The organism is Micromonospora sp. CA-263727 (assembly GCF_050942455.1).
Classification (GTDB): Bacteria; Actinomycetota; Actinomycetes; order Mycobacteriales; family Micromonosporaceae; genus Micromonospora.
Genome location: NZ_CP192031.1, coordinates 3,989,682 through 4,008,879 on the forward strand (window position 1 = coordinate 3,989,682; position 19,198 = coordinate 4,008,879).

Genomic DNA, 19,198 nt, shown 5'->3' on the forward strand with positions numbered 1-19,198 from the left:
AATTAGATAGGGAATTTGCCCGTTTTGAGTTGCCGTGGAGCATGAACAGTGATGGGTGCGGTCACGGATCGGGCCTCGATGCCCGGCTGGCAAACACCTCGACCGCGGCGATCAGCCGTCGCGCCCGGCCCCGTGCCGGCGCGGCAGCCGTGATCCCCCGCGCCGACCGCGCACCGAATATCCCACCAACTCGACAGGTTTTCAAGCCTTACCTGCGCGGCGCGGCCACCCGACCCCCGTCACGCCACGCACGGTGGACGATCGGCGGCATCGCGCGCCGGTCGATCGACCGGCGCGAGCAGGTCGGCCAGGCTGGCCCGGTCGACCACCCCCTCGATGGCCCGGTGCACCGAAAGCCACACCTCACCCAGCCCGACGGCCACCCCGCGATACGCCGTCACCTCGGCCGGCACTCCCCGGACGGTCGTCAACGCCCCGCCGGTAGCGCGCAGCACGTCACCCACGGTGATCTCCCCGGGCGCACGGGTCAGCGCGTATCCGCCGTCGGCGCCGCGCAGGCTGTGCAGCAGTCCGGCCCGCCGCAGATCCAGCAGGATGCCCTGTAGGAACGAGTAGGGGATGTCCTGATTCGCCGCCAGCACCGCCGCCTTCACCACCTCCGGATGACGCTGCGCCACCGCCAGCATGGCCCGTACGGCGTAGTCCGATCGCGCCGAGACGTACACGACTACACCCCCGATCCCCCACATACTCCATCAGACATATAGGGATAGTGGCCAGAGCGCGGGTGGCACGTCAAGACGAGTTTTTGGCGGGCAGCTCACCGCACCCGCATCGCCCGCACGGCCTCCCCCGCAAACGGGCAGACCACCCGGCGAGGGCCACGTCACGGAACCGGATCGCCCGGTCGGTGCGTACCTCATAGCCGGAGACCTGCCGGGACCAGCCCTGCGCCACGTCCGGGTTGTAGAGGTAGATGTAGCTGGCGTCGTCCACGATCTGCTTGGCCACCTGCTCGTACCGCTGTTTGCGGGCGGCCTGGTCGGTCTCCGTCCGGGCCTGGTCGAGCAGCCGGTCCACGGCGGGGTTGCGGTACTTGTGGAAGTTGAACGTGCCGCCGCTGTGGTGCTGGGTGTAGTAGAACTCGTCGGGGTCGACGTTGCCCAGCCAGCCGAGCAGGAACGAGTCGAAGTTGCCCTTGCCCTGCTCGTCGAGCCACTGCGCGAAGTCCAGCGTACGGATCCTGACGTTGACGCCGATGGCCGCCAGCTGGGCCGCGATGACCTGCGCCGCGGTGACCGTCTCCGGGTACTCGCTGGTGACCATCAGGTCCATGGTCAGGTCGCGGACGCCGGCCTGGTCGAGCAGCTGCCGCGCCTGGTTCGAGTCGTGCCGGTACGGCGCGTACTCGTAGTGGAAGGCGCTGCTCTGCGGGATGGCGGTCTGGTTGACGGTGGCCAGCCCGAACCTGGCCGCCTTGGTGATCGCCTCCCGGTCGAGCGCGAACGCGACCGCGCGGCGCACGTTGACGTCGTCGTACGGCTTGCGGGCCTGGTTGAGGGCGAGGAACCAGTAGTCGCTGGACGGCACCGAACGCACCGTGATGTCGTCGCCGTCGAGCAGCGCGGGGACCTGCTGGGGTGGCAGGTTGTCGGTCCACTGCACCTCGCCGCCGCGCAGGTTCTGTAGGGCCGCCGTGGGGTCCTTGACGAAGGTGAAGGTCACCCCGTCGAGCTTGGGCCGGTCACCCCAGTAGTTGTCGTTGCGGACCAGCCGGATGTGGTCACCGGAGCTGTGGGCGGCGAGCGCGAACGGGCCGCTGCCGACCGGCTTGGTGGTCACCTCACCGGATTCCACGTTGGACCTCTGCACGATCGCCACGCCCTTGGAGCCGCCGAGGTTGGCCAGCAGGTTCGGGGTGGGGGCGGTGAGGGTGATGACCACGGTGGTCGGGTCCGGCGCGGTCACCGACTTGACGGTGCCGAACCGGTACGCGTTGTTCAGCTTCTCGTCGATGATCCGGGTGTAGGAGTAGACCACGTCCTGCGAGGTCAACGCCGACCCGTCGGAGAACTTGACGCCCTCGCGGAGGGTGAACGTCCAGGTCAGCTGGTCGTCGCTGGTGGTCCAGCCGGTGGCCAGCGACGGCCTCATCGCCAGCTCCGCGTCCGGCTCGACGAGGGTGTCGTAGACGTTCTCCAACACCTGGAAGCTGTGGTAGGCGGAGGTCTTGTGCGGGTCGAGCCGGTCGGGCTCACCGCCGATGGCGGCCCTGAGCACGCTCCCGGCGCCGGCTCCGTCGGCTCCGTCCACATCGACGCTCTCGGCCGCGGTACAGCCGCTCAGCGCACCGAGCGTCAGGGCGAGTGCGGCGCCGGCCATCGTGGGTCTGGTGCTGGACATGGTCCTCCCGTCTCCCGGCCTCGCCCCACGCTAACCGCAGACCCGCTGGCCGGCAGGGCACGGAGCTGCCGGTCCGGCTCTTGGCGGTACGCCGGAGGAGCCGCCGGCCAAGCCCGGAGGCGGTTCACGCGACGCCGGCTACGGCTGCCCTGCGGGACAGTTGTTGCTGGTCAGCCGAACGGTGTACTCGGCGTCGTCGTGGGTGATGCCGGACGGCGCCCCGTCGAACCAGGTTTCCACCTTCTGCCAGCCCCGCCGTTGCTCGTAGTGCAGGTGCGGTGCCCCGGAGTTGCCGGTGCTGCCGAGCCGCCCGATCTGCTCGCCCCGGGCGACCCGCTGCCCGACCCGCACCAGCGGCGGTTCGAGCAGGTGCAGGTACTGCGTCTCCCACCGACCACCATGATCGATCTTCACCCAGTAACCGCCGCCACGGCCGCGGGGGCCGTCCGGGTTCTCCGGGGTACGGCCACCCAGCGACCCGTTGATGCCGGCCACGGTGACCGTGCCGGCGGCGGAGGCGAGCACCGGCCGCCCCCAGGACTCCCCCTCGGTCGGGAAGAGGTCCACGTCGTAGTCGTCGTGGCCGGGATAGGTGCCCAGCTGCCACGTCTCGCCACAGGCGACCGGCAACTGGAACGGCGGGCGCGGGCCCGGTGGCAGCAGCAGCGGCACCACGAACGCGGCGACCGCGGCCAGGGCGGCGACCGCGGCGAGGGCGAGCAGGACGCGGAGCAGGCGGCGGGCACGGCGATGGGTACGGGGGTGGCCGTTCGTCACCCGCCAGAGCATGGCAGACCCGGGCAAGCCTGCCTCCGGGGACCGCCGCCGGACGGGTCAGCCGAAGGCGCGCGCCGGCCAGGTGCCGACCTGGCTGGCCGGGAGCGCCCCGGTCAGCGGTCGGCGACGCTGTCCCCGCTGGTGGGGTCCCCGGCGACGAGCGGGTGGGCCGGATCCGGTTGGCCGCAGGGCAACGGTACGGGCACGGTGGCGACGTAGCGGTGCCCCTGCTGCGCGGTGAAGGTGAGCCGCTCACCCTGCGGCCGGGCCGTGACCCGCTTGCCGGTCCCGGCGTCCACCAGCTGGTACGGCCCGGCGAAGAGCGGACTGCGCAGTGTCACCGCGCCCGTCCGGCCGGCGGTGACGGCGATCTCGGTCGCGGCGCCGGCCGACCACCTCGTGTCGACCGTCAGGTCGCCACGGGCCCGCAGGCCGCTGACCGAGCCGTCCGCCCAGGCGCTGGGCAGCGCCGGCAGGATCTGGACCTCGCCGCTCTGGCTCTGCAACAGCATCTCCGCCACCCCGGAGGTGGCCCCGAAGTTCCCGTCGATCTGGAACGGGGGGTGGGTGTCCCAGAGATTGCCGAGGGTGCTGTGCCGGAGTTGTTCGGTGAGCATCTTGTGGGCGTGGTCGCCGTCGAGCAGCCGGGCCCAGAAGTTGATCTTCCATGCCTTGCTCCAACCGGTGCCGCCGTCGCCCCGCGCGGTCAACGAGACCCGGGCCGCGGCGGCCAGCTCGGGGTCACGCAGCGCGGAGATCTGCGCGCCGGGGTGCAGGGCGAACAGGTGCGAGACGTGCCGGTGCTCGTTACCCGGGTCGTCCAGGTCCGCCTTCCACTCCTGCAACTGGCCCCAGGAGCCGACCCGGACGCCCGGATCGAGCCGGCCGAGCGCGCTGCGCAGCTCCTGCCGGAACGCGGTGTCGCCACCGAGGATCCCGGCGGCCTCGATGGTGTGGGTGAACAGCTCCCAGACGATCTGCTGGGACATCGACGCGCCGGCGGTGAAGTCGCCCTGCTCGGGCGAGTAGCTCGGTGACACGACCAGCTTGCCGTCGCGCGGGTCGACGACCAGCTCGTCCAGCCAGAACTCGGCCAGCTGCCTCATCACCGGGTACGCCCGGTCCCGCAGGAACGCCCGGTCCCGGCTGAACTGGTAGCGCTGGAAGTAGTGCTGGGCCAGCCAGGCGCCGGCCTCCGGGAACCAGAAGGCGGTGGCCCAGTCGTGCACGCCGGTGAAGCCGTAGACGTTGGTCTCGTTGTTCACCACCCAGCCCCGGCTGCCGAAGATCTCCCGCGCGCTGACCTGACCCGGCGGCACCATCGCGTCGACGTAGTCGAAGAGTGGCGCGGTGGTCTCCGAGAGGTTGGTGGTCTCGGCCGGCCAGTAGCTCATCTGGAGGTTGATGTTGACGTGGTAGTCGGCGTCCCAGGGCGGATTGGTGACGTTGTTCCAGACCCCCTGCAGGTTCGCCGGCAGCGACCCGGCCCGCGACGACGCGATCAGCAGGTAGCGGCCGTACTGGAAGAAGAGCGCCTCCAGGGCGCGGTCGGCCGGGGATCCGCCGCCGGTGTAGCCGCGCAGCAGGTCGTCGGTGGGGAGGTCGGGCATCTGCTGGCCGATGTCCAGCCGGACCCGGTCGAAGAGCGCCCGGTGGTCGGCGGTGTGCGCGGCGCGCAGCTGGGCGTACGTCCTGCCGGCCGCGGCGCTCACGGCGGCCGTCACGGCCGCGTGCGGGTCCACGCCCCGGTAGGTGGGGTGGCGGGGCGCGTAGTCGGTGCCGGCCGCCAGGATCAGCGTGGCGGCGTCGGCGTCGCGCACGGTGACCGTGCCGTCGGCGGCGTCGGTGACCGCGCCACCCTCCGCCCGGACCTGGATCTGGGACTCGTACCTGAGGCGGTTGTCGTCGAGCGCGCCGGTGAAGGTGATGCGGCCACCGCTGGCGGTGGCCGCCTTCGACCGGTTGTTCGGCGCGGTGACCCCGGCGGTGAAGCCGATCCGGCCGGGCTGGTCGGCGGTGAGCCGGACCACCAACACCCCGTCCGGATAGCTGGCGAAGTACTCGCGGGTGTAGCGCACCCCGCCGGCGAGGTAGGAGACCCGGGCCACCGCGGTGCCGATGTTCAGCTCGCGCCGATAGTCCTGGACCGGGCCGGGGTCCCGGGTGAGCCGCAGCGACAGGTCACCGAAGGTGTCGTACGAGCCGAATCCGCTCTTGGGCTGGCCGAGGCGGCCCGCCACCTCCGGGGGCGACAGTCGGCCATGCTCGTCGATCAGGCGCTGCACCTCCTCGATGGTGTCCGGTCGCGGCGACGTCCAGTTGCCGAAGTTGTACCCGTTCGCCGAGCCGGGACCGCCGGTCCAGAGGGTCTTCTCGTTGACCTGCACGGTCTCCGTGGCCACCCGGCCGAAGATCATGCCGCCGAGGGCGCCGTTGCCGATCGGCAGCGCCTGGGTCTCCCAGTCGGCGGCCGGTTCGTCGTACCAGAGGGTGTGCGGGTCCCGGGCGGGGGCAGCGGTCGTCAAGCGACGTGGGCGCCGGCGCGGATCGTCCATCGATGCCTCCGGATCGTCCGAGGTCAGGGGGGCGAACGGACCGGCCGGACCACCCGCGGCATGCATCCGATGTTTGAGCACGAGGCTACAAAGGACGTCACGAGGAAACAAGGGCTCGATACCTTGTGGACAACTCGGCAGCCTGATAGACATCCGATGTATTGCTGGTTCATGACGGCACGGTGACTGGGGGCGACGGGTGAGGCTGTTGCGGGTGGGCGCACCGGGGCGGGAGACCCCGGCGCTGCTGGACGAGGCCGGGCGGTTACGTGACCTCAGTGGAGTGATCGGTGACCTGGACGCCGCCTTCCTGGCGGCCGGCGGCCCGGCCCGGTTGGCCGCGATCGGCGTGGACGAGCTACCGCTGCTCGACGCGGCCGAGGTACGCGTGGGCCCGCCGCTGCGGCCCGGCAAGATCGTCTGCATCGGCCTGAACTACCGGGACCACGCCGCCGAGACCAGTGCGCCGCTGCCCACCGAGCCGGTGGTCTTCCTGAAGGCCCCGGACACGGTGGTCGGTCCGGACGATCCGGTGTTGGTGCCCCGCGGCAGCACCAAGACGGACTGGGAGGTCGAACTCGCCGTCGTCATCGGCCGCCGGGCGCGCTACCTGGACTCCGCCGAGGAGGCGATGGGCTGCGTCGCCGGGTACGCCATCTCCAACGACGTCTCCGAGCGGGAGTTCCAGCTCGAACGGGGCGGCCAGTGGGACAAGGGCAAGTCCTGCGAGACGTTCAACCCGTTCGGCCCCTGGCTGGTGACCGCCGACGAGATCCCGGACCCGCAGGACCTCGGGCTGCGGCTCTGGGTCAACGGCGTACCACGACAGGACGGCACCACGAAGAACATGCTCTTCCCGGTGGCCGAGATCGTGCGTTACCTGAGCCGGTTCATGGTGCTGCACCCCGGCGACGTGATCAACACCGGCACCCCGGCCGGCGTCGCCCTCGGCGCGCCCGACCCGAAGCCGTACCTGGCCGCGGGAGACGTGGTCGAGTTGGAGATCGACGGCCTGGGTCGGCAGCGTCAGGTGGTGGCAGCCGCATGATCTTCACCGACCTGGAGATCTCCGACCTGCGCTTCCCCACCTCGCGGGAGCTGGACGGCTCCGACGCGATGAACCCCGACCCGGACTACTCGGCCGCGTACGTGATCCTCCACACCGACGCCGGGGACGGTCACCAGGGCCACGGCTTCGCCTTCACCATCGGCCGCGGCAACGAGGTCCAGGCGGCGGCGATCGCGGCGCTGCGCCCGTACCTGGTCGGCCGACCGGTGGCGGCGGTCCTGGCCGACCTGGGCGGCTTCTGGCGCGAGCTGGTGCACGACTCCCAACTGCGCTGGCTCGGGCCGGAGAAGGGCGTCATGCACATGGCGATCGCCGCGGTCGTCAACGCGCTGTGGGACCTGCGGGCCAAGCGGGCCGGGCTGCCGCTGTGGCAGTTGCTCAGCCGGCTCAGCCCGGAGGAGCTGGTCGACCTGGTGGACTTCCGCTACCTCAGCGACGCGTTGACCCGCGAGGAGGCGTTGCAGATCCTGCGCGCGGCGCGGCCGGGCCGGGCCGGGCGCGAGCGGCACCTGCTGCGGGAGGGCTTCCCCGCGTACACCACCTCGCCCGGCTGGCTCGGCTACGACGACGACAAGCTGCGCCGGCTCTGCAAGGAGGCGGTGGCCGACGGGTTCGGCCAGATCAAGTTGAAGGTCGGCGCCGACCTGGCCGACGACATCCGGCGGATGACCATCGCCCGGCAGACCTGCGGACCGGACTTCCGGATCGCGGTGGACGCCAACCAGCGCTGGGACGTGCCGACCGCCATCGACTGGATGCGTGAGCTGGCCCCCTTCGACCCGTACTGGATCGAGGAGCCGACCAGCCCCGACGATGTGGTCGGGCACGCCACCATCGCCCGCGAGCTGGCCCCCGTGCCGGTCGCCACCGGCGAGCACGTCGCCAACCGCGTGCTGTTCAAGCAGCTGCTCCAGCTCGGCGGGGTCTCCTATCTGCAGATCGACGCGACCCGGGTGGCCGGGGTCAACGAGAACATCGTGATCCTGCTGCTGGCGGCGAAGTTCGGCGTCCCGGTCTGCCCGCACGCCGGTGGGGTCGGGCTCTGCGAGTTGGTCCAGCACCTGGCCATGTTCGACTACGTGGCGGTGGCCGGCGAGATGCAGGACCGCGTCATCGAGTACGTCGACCACCTGCACGAACACTTCGTCGATCCGGTGGTGATCCGCCGGGGCCGGTACGTCGCCCCGACCGCACCCGGCGCGAGCGCCGCGATCCGGCCACGGACCCGCAGCGAGTACGCCTACCCGGACGGGCCGATCTGGTCGGGGCCGGCGGCCGGACGCCCGGCCGGAGAAGAGGTGACACCGTGAACGCCGACCAGCGGGAGTTCGCCGGCCTGGCCGCGGTGGTCACCGGCGGGGCGTCGGGCATCGGCCGGGCGACCGCGACCCTGCTCGCGAGCCGGGGTGCCCGGGTGGCCTGCCTGGACCTGAACCCGCAGGACGTGCCCGAGCCACTGCTCGGGCTGGCCGCCGACGTCACCGACGACGGGTCCGTGCGCGCCGCGGTCACCGCCGCCCGGGAGGCGCTGGGCGGCCTCGACATCCTGGTCAACAACGCCGGCATCGGCGCGCGGGGCAGCGTGGAGGCCAACTCGGACGAGGAGTGGCACCGGGTCCTCGACGTGAACGTGGTCGGCATCGTCCGGGTGACCCGGGCCGCGCTGCCGCACCTGCGCGCCTCGGCGCACCCCGCGATCGTCAACACCTGCTCCATCGCCGCCTGGGCCGGGCTGCCCCAGCGGGCGCTCTACAGCGCCAGCAAGGGCGCGGTGCAGGCGCTCACCCTGGCGATGGCCGCCGATCACGTCCGCGAGGGCATCCGGGTCAACTGCGTCAACCCCGGGACGGTCGACACCCCGTGGGTGCGCCGGCTGCTCGACGCGGCGGCGGATCCGGCTGCGGAACTGGCCGCGTTGCGGGCCCGCCAGCCGACCGGCCGCCTCGTCACCGCGGAGGAGGTGGCCGCCGCGATCGCCTACCTGGCCAGTCCGCTGGCCGCCACCACCGGCAGCGTGCTCGCCGTCGACGGCGGGATGCACGGCCTGCGCCTGCCGCCGCCGCCCGGGTAGCACCCCGCCCGACCAGTAACAGCCTCCGAGAAACGCCGCACCGTACCCACCCCACTGGAGGACCACCGTGAGACATACCGCCAGAACCATCCTCGCCACAGCGCTGGCCACGACCCTGGCCCTCGGCACCGCCGGCTGCGGCGACCCGTCCGACGGGACGGGCGGCCAGGCCGGCGCCGGCCCGCAGATCGGCATCGACCTGCCGCGCGCCGACTCCGACTTCTGGAACTCCTACGCCAAGTACGTCCCCCGGTTCGCCGACGAGTACGACATCAACCTGATGTCGCCGACCAACTCGCAGAACGACGTGGCCAAGCTCGTCGCCAACGTCCAGGCGATGACCAGCCAGGGCGCGAAGGCCATCGTGATGGCCCCCCAGGACACCGGCGCGATCGCCTCCACACTGGACACCCTGGAGTCCCGGAAGATCCCGGTGGTCTCCGTCGACACCCGACCCGACCGCGGCCGGGTCTTCATGGTGGTCCGCGCCGACAACCGCGCGTACGGGCAGAAGGCCTGCGAGTTCCTCGGCGAGAAGCTCGGCGGCACGGGCAAGGTGATCGAGTTCCAGGGTTCGCTCTCCTCGATCAACGGCCGGGACCGCTCGGAGGCCTTCGCCGAGTGCATGAAGACGAAGTTCCCCGGCATCACCGTCTTCGAGGAGCCGACCGACTGGGAGGGCGCGCGGGCCGCGGCGGCACTACAGACCCGACTCGCCCAGCACCCCGACATCAAGGGCATCTACCTGCAGGCCGGCGGCGTCTTCCTGGCCCCGACGCTACAGGTGCTGCGGTCGAAGAACCTGCTGGTCGCGCCGGAGGACCCGAAGCACATCTTCATCGTCTCCAACGACGGCATCCCGCAGGAGTTCGAGGCCATCCGCAAGGGTGAGATCGACGCCACCGTCTCCCAGCCGGCCGACCTGTACGCCAAGTGGGCGCTCTACTACGCCAAGGCCGCCGCCGAGGGCAGGACCTTCCAGCCCGGCCCGACCGACCACGACAGCACCATCATCGACATCGGCAACGGTCTGGAGGACCAGATCGCCGCGCCGCTGGTCACCCGGGAGAACGTCGACGACCCGGCGCTCTGGGGAAACCAGATCGGCAAGTGATGACCGATCACGAGCAGACGGTGGACACCACGGCCCGGGGCACCGTCCCGGCCGTGGCGGCCCACGGCGTCTCCAAGCGGTACGGCGCGACCGTGGCGCTGCGCTCCGCCGGCATCAGCGTCGCCACCGGCGAGACCCACGCGCTGGTCGGGCGCAACGGCGCCGGCAAGTCCACCCTGGTGTCGATCCTGACCGGGTTGCAGCGGCCGGACAGCGGCGAGGTCCGCTTCGACGGGGCCCCGGCGCCGGCGCTGGCGGACCGGGACGCCTGGCGGCAACGGGTCGCCTGCGTCTACCAGAAGTCCACCATCATCCCCACCCTGACGGTCGCGGAGAACCTCTTCCTCAACCGCCAGGCCGGTCGCGGCCCGATCGACTGGCGCGGCCTGCGACGCCGCGCCACCGACCTGCTCACCGGGTACGGGGTCGCGGTCGACCCGGCCGCGCTCGCCGGCTCGCTCACCGTGGAGCAACGGCAGCTCGTGGAGATCGCCCGGGCGCTCTCGTTCGGCGCCCGGTTCATCATCCTCGACGAGCCGACCGCGCAGCTCGACGGCGCCGCCATCGGACGGCTCTTCACCCGGATGCGCGAACTCCAGGCCGCCGGGGTCACCTTCCTGTTCATCTCGCACCACCTTCAGGAGGTGTACGACGTGTGCCAGACGGTGACCGTGCTGCGCGACGCGCGGCACATCCTCACCCAGCCGGTCGACACCCTGCCCCGTGACGATCTGGTCGCCGCGATGACCGGTGACACCGCCCACCTGCTCGCCACCGGCGCCGACCGGCCGCCGGCATCTTCGACCGCACCCGTGGTGCTCGACGTGCACGGGCTGCGGCTGGCCGGCTGCTACGACGGCGTCGACCTCTCGGTACGGGCCGGTGAACTGGTCGGCCTGATCGGTTCGGGCAGCAGCGGCAAGGTGGCGCTGGCCGAGACAGTCGCCGGGCTCCGGGCGGCCGACGCCGGCACGGTGACGATCGCCGGGAGCGTCCCGAAACCGGGCAGCGTGCCGGCCGCGCTCGACGCCGGGCTCGGCTATCTGCCTCAGGACCGGCACCGGGAGGGCCTCGTCCCGCTGCTGTCGGTGGCGGAGAACGCCACCCTGCCGATCACCGACCGGCTCGGCCCGATCGGCGTCGTGCTGCCGGCCCGGCTACGCGCCACCGCCGAGCGCATGATCAACACGTACGACATCAAGACCGACGGGCCGCGCCAGCCGGTCAACGGCCTCTCCGGTGGCAACGCCCAGAAGGTCGTGCTGGCCCGGGCGTTGGCCAACGACCCGAAGGCGCTCGTCCTGGTCAGCCCCACCGCCGGCGTGGACGTCCGGTCCAAGGCGTCCCTGCTGCACGCCGTCGCCGAGGCCGCGGCGGGCGGCACCGGCGTCCTGATCGTCTCCGACGAGCTGGACGACCTGCGCTCGTGCGACCGGGTGCTGGTGCTGTACCACGGCCGGCTGGTGCGGAAGTTTTCCCGAGGTTGGACGGACGCCGAACTGGTGGCCGCAGTGGAGGGAGTGGAGCAGCCGTGACCGGCACCCCGACGATCGCCAGGCCGCCGACACCGACCGGTCCCCGGCCCGGTCTCGGCCGGCTCCCGCTGGCCCGGCTGCGGGACTTCGCACTGGTACCGGCGATCCTGCTGCTGGTGGTGGTGGGCGCGCTCATCGACCCGGTGTTCCTCAGCACCGCCAACATCACCAACGTGCTGCAACAGCAGACCGAACTGGCGCTGCTGGTGCTGGCCGAGGCGATCATCCTGATCTCCGGCAAGTTCGACCTCTCGCTGGAGTCGACGATCGCGCTGGCCCCGGCGTTGGCCGTCGCGCTGGTCATCCCGGCGGCCAGCAACGGGCTGGGCACCGAACTTCCGGCCAGCCTGGCCATCGTGCTCTGCCTGCTCACCGGGCTGGCCATCGGCGCCTTCAACGGCCTGCTCATCCTGCGCTTCCAGCTCTCCGCCTTCATCGTGACGCTGGGCATGCTGATCGTGCTGCGCGGTCTACAGATCGGGATCACCGGCGGGCAGAACCTCTTCGACATCCCGCCCTCGGTGCTCTACCTGGGCAGTGCGGTCTGGCTCGGCCTGCCCGCGTCGATCTGGATCAGCGGCACGCTCTTCGCGGTGGGCATCGCCGTGCTCGGCTTCTTCCGGCACGGCCGGGCCGTCTACGCCATCGGCGGCAACACCGACGCGGCCCGGGCCGCCGGCATCCGTACCGATCGGGTGGTCTGGGTGGTCCTGATGATCGGCGGCGTGCTGGCGGCGCTGGCCGGCCTGCTGATGACCGGCCGCCTCGGCTCGGTCGCGGCGGCGCAGGGCGACGGCATGATCTTCACCGTCTTCGCCGCGGCGGTCATCGGCGGGATCAGCCTCGACGGTGGCAAGGGGACGCTCTTCGGCGCGCTCTGCGGCGTCATCGTCCTCGGTCTGATCAACAACATCCTGACCCTCGGCGGGGTCTCCGCCCAGTGGATCCAGGCCATCTACGGCGGGATCATCCTGGTCGCGCTGATCCTGGCCCGGCTCACCTCCGGCAAGGCCCAGGACTAGGAAGGAGCAGGCATGACCGGCGTACGGGTGGGACGGTCGGCGGCGACGGTGAGCCGGTTCGGCCTCGGCTGCGCCCAGCTCGGCAACCTCTACACCCCGATCGGCGAGGCGGACGCCACCGCCACCGTGGCGACCGCCTGGGACTGCGGGGTCCGGTACTTCGACACCGCCCCGCACTACGGTCTGGGGCTCTCCGAGCGCCGGCTGGGCGACGCGCTGCGGGCCCTGCCCCGCTCGGCGTACACGGTCAGCACGAAGGTGGGCCGGCTGCTCGTGCCGGATCGCTCCGGGGCCGGCCGGCGCGACCCGGAGGGCTTCGACGTGCCCGCCGACCATCGGCGGGTGTGGGACTTCACCGCCGACGGGGTACGGCGTTCCCTGGCGGCGAGCCTGGTCCGGCTCGGCCTCGACCGGATCGACATCGCGCTGATCCACGACCCGGAGGAACACCGGGCGGCGGCGCTTGAGCAGACCTACCCGGCGCTGCACGAGCTGCGGGCCCAGGGCGTCATCGGCGCGATCGGTGTCGGGTCGAAGCAGTGGCAGGTGTTGCACCGGTTCGTCACCGAGACCGACGTCGACGCGGTCATGGTCGCCGGCCGGTACACCCTGCTGGAACAGCCGGCGCTCGACGCGCTGCTGCCCGATTGCCAGCGCCGGGGCGTCTCGGTGCTCAACGCGGGCGTCTTCAACAGCGGCCTGCTCGCCGTGGAGCGCCCCCACCCCGGCCTGCCGTACGAGTATTCCGACGTGCCGGCCGCGGTGCTCGCCCGGGTGCGGGCGATCGCCGAGGTCTGCACCCGGCACGGCACCTCGCTGCCGGCCGCGGCGCTGGCGTTCGCCGTCGCGCATCCGGCGGTGGCGGCGGTGGTGGTCGGCGCCCACCATCCCGGGCAGGTCCGGCGCAACGCCGCGCTGTTGGCAGCGCCACCCCCGCCGGAGGAGTTCTGGTCGGAGCTGGTGGCCGAGGGTCTGCTGCGCCCCGACGCCCCACTGCCCACCTCACCGGTGGGTACGGGATGATCGTGCGCGAGGAGGGTGGAGGCAGAACGTGGCAGTCACGGACGAGGCGATCGACAAGATCAAGCAGATGATCGTGGCCGGTGAGTTGCGCCCCGGCGACCGCCTGCCCCGCGAACCGGACCTGGCCGAGCGGCTCGGGCTGTCCCGCAACTCGCTGCGGGAGGCGGTCCGGGCGCTGGCGCTGATCCGGGTGCTCGACGTGCGGCAGGGCGACGGCACGTACGTGACAAGCCTGGATCCCGCGCTGCTGCTCGACGCCCTGAGCTTCGTCGTCGACTTCCACCGCGACGACACGGTGCTGGACTTCCTTGAGGTCCGGCGGATCCTCGAACCGGCCGCGACCGCGCTGGCCGCGCAGCGGGCCAGCGACGAGGACGTGGCGGCGCTGCGGGAGGTTCTCGACGGCCTCGGCGACAGCCCGACCATCGAGGAGCTGGTCGCCAACGACCTGGAGTTCCATCGGCTGATCGCCGCCTGTGCGGGCAACAACGTGCTCTCGTCGCTGCTGGACAGCCTCTCCGGGCCGACCACCCGGGCCCGGATCTGGCGCGGCCTCACCCAGGAGGGCGCGGTCGACCGGACCCGCGAGCAGCACGCGGCGATCCTCGATGCGATCGCCGCCCGGCAGCCGGAGCTGGCCCGCTCCTGGGCCACCGTGCACGTCGCCGGGGTCGAGGAGTGGCTACGCCGCGTCCTCTGAGGTGCCCTCAGCGGCGGGCGGCTCGGGCGGCCGCGTCGGCGTGACCGATGGCCGGACCCGCTTTGCGGACCGATCGGCGCACCACCTCGCAGCCCGGATCGCCGGGCCGGCCGGGCCCCACCACGTCGCCCCGGACATCGGTGACGATGGTGGCGAGCAGGTCCCGGCTGTGTTGCAGGGCGGCGATCTTCTCGGTCAGCATGTCCAACTCGCCCTGTAGCGTCTCGGCGAGTTCGGCGCGGTCGGCGGGCTCGTCGGGGATCGCGGCCCGCCCGTCCAGCAGGAACTTCAGCGCCTGCCCGACCACGCCGGACGGCAGCGCGGCGGAGAGCATGCACCGGATGCGGGCCACCCGGTCCACGTCGGCCTCCCGGTAGACCCGGTAGCCCGAGTTGGTCCGCCCGGGCGTCAACAGCCCCTGCTCCTCGTAGTAGCGCAGCATCCGTTCCGAGGCTCCGGTACGCGCGCTCAACTCGCCTATCCGCATACCTTGACTCTAACGTCAGTGTCAGGCTTTAGCGTCGATCCCGTGATCATTTACGTCCTTTTCGTCTGCTCGTTCGCCGTGGCCACCGCCGAGTTCGTGCTCGTCGGTCTGCTCCCCCAGGTCGCCACCGACCTGGACGTGTCGGTACCCGCCGCCGGGCAACTGGTCACCGCGTACATGGTGGTGGTCACCGTGGGTGGACCGGTCGCCACCGTGCTGACCCGCCGGTTGCCCCGACGCGAACTGCTGGCCGCCACCATGGCGTTGGCCACCGGGTCGGCGGCGGCCAGCGCCATGGCCACCTCATACCCGATGCTGCTCTCGGCCCGGCTGGGCTCGGCGCTGGCGCAGGCCCTGTTCATGGCGGTGGCCTCCCAGGTGGCCATGGCCTCGGTGCCACCCGAGCGGCAGACCACCGCGGTGGCCCGGCTGTTCGGCGGGTTCGCCCTGGCCACGGTTCTCGGCCTGCCGCTGGGTAGCCTCGTCGGTGCGGCGTTCGGCTGGCCGGCCACCTTCGCGGCGGTCTCCGGCCTGGCCGCCGTCGGGCTGCTCGGCGTGCTCGTCTTCTGCCCCCGGATTCCCACGCCACCGCCGTCCGGGGTACGCGAGAGCGTCGGCAAGCTGTTCCGGCCCGCCATCCTCGCCGGGCTCGCGGTCACCCTGCTGACGCTGACCGGATTCGTGGCCGCGTTCACCTACGTCGCCCCCATGCTGCGGGAGGTCACCGGCCTGAGCCCGGGCTGGGTCAGCGTCGGGCTGGTCGGCTACGGCCTGGGCACCATCGCCGGCAACCTGCTCGCCGGCCGGGTACGCCCCCACACCATCAGCCGCCGCCTGCCGGTGGCGGTCGGCGCCCTGGCCCTGATCCTGCTGGCGCAGCCGGTCCTGCTCCCCGTCGCGCCGGTGGCGCTGACCGGGCTGGCCCTGCTGGGCGCGGCGGCGTTCCTGGTCGTGCCGCTGGTCCAGACCTGGCTGATGGGTCAGGTGGACCCGGGCGCCACCGGGCTGGTCGCCGCCGTCAACATCTCGGTCGCCGGAGCGGCCGGCGCGCTCGGGGCGGCGCTCGGCGGCGCGGTGCTCGCGGTCGGGCTCGGTGCGGCCTGGATCGGCCCGGTCGCCGCCGTCTCGGTGCTGGTCGCCACCGCCGTCGCCGCCGGCATCGCCCGGCGGCGGCCACCGCTGCCCGACGTGACCGCCGCGCCGGCACGGGGCGGCGCGGCATGACAGCCCCGCCCTTCCCGGTACGCCTTCGTTCGATACCATCGAACACAGGTGGCGGACCAGGGACTGCCAGCCGCGACAGGAGGTGCCGCATGCGTTCCATGGGAGGTCATCCCGTTCCCGAGCAGGCCCGCCCCGCGCCCGCGGTCACCGGCAGCACGCCGGCCAGCCTGGTCGGTACCCGGATCCGGCAGTACCGCAAGGAGCGTGGGCTGACGCTGCGCGGCCTCGCCGCCCGCGCCGACCTGTCGATCGGCTTCCTCTCCCAGGTCGAGCGCGGCATCTCCTCGATCGGGCTGACGGCCCTCGGCAGCGTCGCCAAGGCGCTCGACCGCACGGTGGGCGACTTCTTCGACGCCGACGCCGGGTCCTCAGGCGCCACCGTCACCCCGCTGCCCAGCCATTTCACGCTGACCAGGGCGGAGACCACCGCCATCCAGTACGTCTCGGGTCAGCAGACCTACCGGATGCTCTCCGAACGCGGGCCGGACCTGCTCCTCGAACCGATGCTGGTGCACATCGCGCCGGGCGGCCGGCGGGAGAACGCGTACGGCCACGCCGGTGAGGAGTTCGCCTACGTCATCTCCGGCGAGCTGCTGTACGAGGTCAACGGCGTCGAGCACCGCCTGCACCCGGGCGACAGCGTGCATCTGCGCTCGTCGGTGCCGCACCGCATGTACAACGACACCGACTCCGTCACCACCGTGGTCTCGGTCGTCACGCCCCGACTGTTCTGAGACCGGACAGGCAGCCGGTCTTGTTCACTGTCATGAAATGTGCTGGCGATCCGGGTGCCGCCGGCTCAGCGCCGGAGCCGGCGGTCCACCTGTTCCAGGGTGGCCCGCCAGATGGCCGTGCCGGGGTCGATGACGTCGAAGTGGTCGCCCGGCAGTTCGAGGTGGCCGAGGTCGTCGCCGGCCGCCCGACCGGCCGCCGCGAAGCGCCGGTTGATGTCGACGAGGTCCAGGCTGTCCCCTGCCCCCTGGACCAGCAGGATGGGCACCGTCAGCGGCAGCCGCGCCATCGGGTCGCTGGTGGCGTACCGCTGCGGTACGGTCGCCGGGGCCCCGTCGAGCGCCGCGGCGACCGCGCCGTCGCCGAGTTGACGGCGCTCGGACTCCGCGAGGTCGAGGACGCCGGCCAGCGACACCACCAGCCGCAGGCCCGGGGCGGCGTTCCCGGAACGGTGCGGGCCTGGACCGGTGCCGGCAACCAGGTCGGCTGCGGCCCGTAGCGCCAGTTGCCCACCGGCCGAGTGACCGAGGACGACGATCCGGTCCAGGTCCAGCACGCCGGTGCCGGCGAGGTCGGGCAGCACCGCCAGGGCGCTCGCCACGTCGGCGGTGGTGGCGTCCCAGCCGTGCTGGTCCGGCCGTCGGTACTCCACGTTCCACGAGGCGTATCCCCGGGCGGTGAGGTCGACGGCGAGGGCGTCCATCAGGTCGGCGCCCCAGACGGAGCGCCAGAAGCCACCGTGCAGGAGCACCGCGACCGGCGCCGGGGGTGGGCCGGTCGGGGACGGCAGTCGCAGGTCGCCCCACTGGTCGGGATCTGGACCGTAGGCGATCCGGGCGGCCGGCGACCGGAGGCGGTGCACCGCGTGGCGGATCGCCCACGCCAGCCCCCACACGCCCCGGCCGTGCAGGTGGAGCGCACCGGCGACGGGGGTCTCGGCGGTGAGGTCGTACCAGAGCACGTGCGGCGCGGCACCGGTGATCAGGGCCCGCGCCTCGGGGGTGGGACCGGGTAGCACCACCACCGGCGGTGCCGTCGCCGCCACGGATGCCCGCAGCGCGTCGGCCGAGTCGGCGACGAGCAGCCGGCCGGAGACCCCGAGACCCGCCGCCGTGGCGGTGGTAAGCGACTCCAGCAGCGCGATGTCGGCGGTCAGCTCCGGACCGGCCACCACGGTGACGTCCATCCACTCTCCTCAGCGGCGAAGCAGGGGCAGCACGGCCGAGCCGAGCAGCTCCACGCCACGGTCGTCGGTCAGCCCGTGCGGTGTGCCGAACTCGACCCGCCGGACCCCGGCGTCGATGAGCCGCTGGGCCTGGGCGGCGACCTGGGCCGGGGTGCCGGAGAAGGCGAACCGGTCGAGCACCTCGTCGGGAACGAGACGGCCGGCGGCGTCGTGCTCGCCCGCGTCGACCAGCTGCCCGACCCGCGCCACCAGGCCGTCCGGCAGGGTGACGGTCGGGTCCAGCTCCGCCACCACGGCGAGGTACATGGCGACCTCCGTGCGGGCCCGGCTCCGGGCCGCCTCGCCGTCGGTGTCGACCACGGTCACGGCACCGAGCACGATGCCGATCTCGTCGACGTCGCGTCCGGCGGCGACCGCGCCGACCCGGAGCCGGTCGCGGACGACCGGCACCATGTCGGGGTTGGCGCTGCCGCCCACCTTGATCTCGTCGGCGATCCGGCCGGCCAGGGCCGCTCCCCGGGGCCCCCAGGCACCGATCAGCAGCGGCGGATCGGGCCGCTGCACGGCGTAGCGCAGCGCGGTCTCCGGGGCCAGCGAGAAGACCTGTCCCCGATAGCCGGTCCGGTCACCGCGCAGCAGCCGGTAGACGACCGCCGTCGCGTCCTCGATCGTGGCCAGCGGCCTCGGCTGGGCCAGGCCGACCGCCCCGAGCCAGGTCCCGCGGGCCAGGCCCAGGTAGGCCCGGCCCCGGGAGGCGAGGTCGAGCGCGGCGATCTGCCCGGCGATCTCGTACGGCGCCAGGGAGTACGGGTTGAGGCAGGCCGGGCCGAGCCGTACCCGGCTGGTCGCCTGCGCGATCTCCAGCAACGGGAAGATCGGCGGCTGGTACATCAGGTCGCCGAAGACGGTCAGCACGTCGAAGCCGTACGATTCGGCGGCGCGGGCCAGCCGGGCGTAGGCGCCGGCGGGTTTGTCGCTCTGCAGGCCGAGTCCGATCTCGACGGTCATCAGGTGAGGTCCGCCGAGTTCATCCGCCGCCGGCAGGTGCGTTCCACCTTCATGACGAGCCGCTCCTCCGGGTCCGGGCAGGCGAAGTGCGAGTCCTGGGCGAGCCAGTCACCGGCGGCCAGGTCGCGCTGCTTGGCGGCGAGGAAGGGCAGCACCGCGGCGAGGGCGTACACGCAGAAGTGTCGGCCGTCGGGCAGTCGCAGGTGGGCGCTGTTGGTCAGCTCGAACGAGTCGCCGGTCGCCATGCCGCAGACCGACCGCCCCTCGATCCGGTCCACGGTCACCTTGAGGTCGTAGATCTCCATGTCGCCGTCGGCGCTGCCGGTCATGA

Annotated in this window: 17 protein-coding genes and 1 pseudogene; 10 read left to right on the forward strand and 8 right to left on the reverse strand. The window is 72.3% G+C overall.

Annotation, left to right across the window (positions count from 1 at the left end):
* Window positions 1-239: 239 nt before the first annotated feature.
* The 4 genes and pseudogenes from ACQPYA_RS17545 to ACQPYA_RS17560 form a co-directional block, all read right to left on the reverse strand.
* Complete coding sequence (locus ACQPYA_RS17545; RefSeq protein WP_433528165.1) at window positions 240-686, reverse strand: RrF2 family transcriptional regulator; 447 nt, start codon at window positions 684-686, stop codon at window positions 240-242.
* 148 nt (window positions 687-834) lie between these two features.
* Window positions 835-2,364: pseudogene (locus tag ACQPYA_RS17550) on the reverse strand (ABC transporter substrate-binding protein); the annotation flags it as partial.
* A gap of 138 nt (window positions 2,365-2,502) precedes the next feature.
* A complete protein-coding gene (locus ACQPYA_RS17555; protein WP_433533527.1) occupies window positions 2,503-3,153 on the reverse strand; it encodes a M23 family metallopeptidase in 651 nt (216 codons plus the stop codon).
* A gap of 101 nt (window positions 3,154-3,254) precedes the next feature.
* Complete coding sequence (locus ACQPYA_RS17560) at window positions 3,255-5,666, reverse strand: glycoside hydrolase family 95 protein (protein WP_433528166.1); 2,412 nt, start codon at window positions 5,664-5,666, stop codon at window positions 3,255-3,257.
* Between the two features lie 244 nt (window positions 5,667-5,910).
* Between ACQPYA_RS17560 and ACQPYA_RS17565 the strand changes: the two genes are divergently transcribed.
* The 8 genes from ACQPYA_RS17565 (at window position 5,911) to ACQPYA_RS17600 (ending at window position 14,230) form a co-directional block, all read left to right on the forward strand.
* Window positions 5,911-6,744 (forward strand): fumarylacetoacetate hydrolase family protein, encoded by an 834-nt coding sequence (locus ACQPYA_RS17565; RefSeq protein WP_433528167.1) that lies wholly within the window; start codon window positions 5,911-5,913, stop codon window positions 6,742-6,744.
* Window positions 6,741-8,075: an L-fuconate dehydratase gene (locus ACQPYA_RS17570; RefSeq protein WP_433528168.1), complete on the forward strand. Its 1,335-nt coding sequence runs from the start codon at window positions 6,741-6,743 to the stop codon at window positions 8,073-8,075. Before ACQPYA_RS17565 ends, ACQPYA_RS17570 begins: the two co-directional genes overlap by 4 nt.
* On the forward strand, window positions 8,072-8,836 hold the full coding sequence (locus tag ACQPYA_RS17575) for an SDR family NAD(P)-dependent oxidoreductase (protein ID WP_433528169.1): 765 nt from the start codon (window positions 8,072-8,074) through the stop codon (window positions 8,834-8,836). The genes ACQPYA_RS17570 and ACQPYA_RS17575 overlap by 4 nt, the downstream gene beginning before the upstream one ends.
* Window positions 8,837-8,903: 67 nt before the next feature.
* Entirely contained in the window at window positions 8,904-9,950 is a 1,047-nt protein-coding gene (locus tag ACQPYA_RS17580) for a sugar ABC transporter substrate-binding protein (protein ID WP_433528170.1), read from the forward strand.
* Window positions 9,950-11,485 (forward strand): sugar ABC transporter ATP-binding protein, encoded by a 1,536-nt coding sequence (locus ACQPYA_RS17585; RefSeq protein ID WP_433528171.1) that lies wholly within the window; start codon window positions 9,950-9,952, stop codon window positions 11,483-11,485. The genes ACQPYA_RS17580 and ACQPYA_RS17585 overlap by 1 nt, the downstream gene beginning before the upstream one ends.
* On the forward strand, window positions 11,482-12,507 hold the full coding sequence (locus tag ACQPYA_RS17590) for an ABC transporter permease (protein WP_433528172.1): 1,026 nt from the start codon (window positions 11,482-11,484) through the stop codon (window positions 12,505-12,507). Before ACQPYA_RS17585 ends, ACQPYA_RS17590 begins: the two co-directional genes overlap by 4 nt.
* Window positions 12,508-12,519: 12 nt before the next feature.
* The gene (locus ACQPYA_RS17595; protein WP_433528173.1) at window positions 12,520-13,530 is read left to right on the forward strand and encodes an aldo/keto reductase; all 1,011 of its coding nucleotides are present in this window, start codon (window positions 12,520-12,522) and stop codon (window positions 13,528-13,530) included.
* Window positions 13,531-13,558: 28 nt separating this feature from the next.
* Complete coding sequence (locus ACQPYA_RS17600; RefSeq protein ID WP_433528174.1) at window positions 13,559-14,230, forward strand: FadR/GntR family transcriptional regulator; 672 nt, start codon at window positions 13,559-13,561, stop codon at window positions 14,228-14,230.
* A gap of 7 nt (window positions 14,231-14,237) precedes the next feature.
* Here ACQPYA_RS17600 and ACQPYA_RS17605 read toward each other — a convergent pair whose 3' ends face one another.
* Window positions 14,238-14,717, reverse strand: coding sequence for a MerR family transcriptional regulator (locus tag ACQPYA_RS17605; protein ID WP_433528175.1), 480 nt, complete (start codon window positions 14,715-14,717; stop codon window positions 14,238-14,240).
* A gap of 42 nt (window positions 14,718-14,759) precedes the next feature.
* Here ACQPYA_RS17605 and ACQPYA_RS17610 point away from each other — a divergent pair, with 42 nt between their 5' ends.
* The gene (locus tag ACQPYA_RS17610; protein WP_433528176.1) at window positions 14,760-15,941 is read left to right on the forward strand and encodes an MFS transporter; all 1,182 of its coding nucleotides are present in this window, start codon (window positions 14,760-14,762) and stop codon (window positions 15,939-15,941) included.
* Between the two features lie 89 nt (window positions 15,942-16,030).
* Window positions 16,031-16,675: a helix-turn-helix domain-containing protein gene (locus ACQPYA_RS17615; RefSeq protein WP_433528177.1), complete on the forward strand. Its 645-nt coding sequence runs from the start codon at window positions 16,031-16,033 to the stop codon at window positions 16,673-16,675.
* 65 nt (window positions 16,676-16,740) lie between these two features.
* Here the strand turns inward: ACQPYA_RS17615 and ACQPYA_RS17620 are convergent, their stop codons facing one another.
* The 3 genes from ACQPYA_RS17620 to ACQPYA_RS17630 are packed head-to-tail and all read right to left on the reverse strand — an operon-like array spanning window position 16,741 to window position 19,196.
* Window positions 16,741-17,859 carry an alpha/beta hydrolase family protein gene (locus ACQPYA_RS17620; RefSeq protein ID WP_433528178.1) on the reverse strand — a complete coding sequence of 373 codons (1,119 nt, stop codon included), beginning with the start codon at window positions 17,857-17,859 and terminating at the stop codon, window positions 16,741-16,743.
* Window positions 17,860-17,868: 9 nt separating this feature from the next.
* Window positions 17,869-18,867 (reverse strand): LLM class flavin-dependent oxidoreductase, encoded by a 999-nt coding sequence (locus ACQPYA_RS17625; RefSeq protein ID WP_433528179.1) that lies wholly within the window; start codon window positions 18,865-18,867, stop codon window positions 17,869-17,871.
* Window positions 18,867-19,196: a TIGR04076 family protein gene (locus ACQPYA_RS17630; RefSeq protein WP_433528180.1), complete on the reverse strand. Its 330-nt coding sequence runs from the start codon at window positions 19,194-19,196 to the stop codon at window positions 18,867-18,869. Before ACQPYA_RS17630 ends, ACQPYA_RS17625 begins: the two co-directional genes overlap by 1 nt.
* Window positions 19,197-19,198 lie beyond the last annotated feature (2 nt).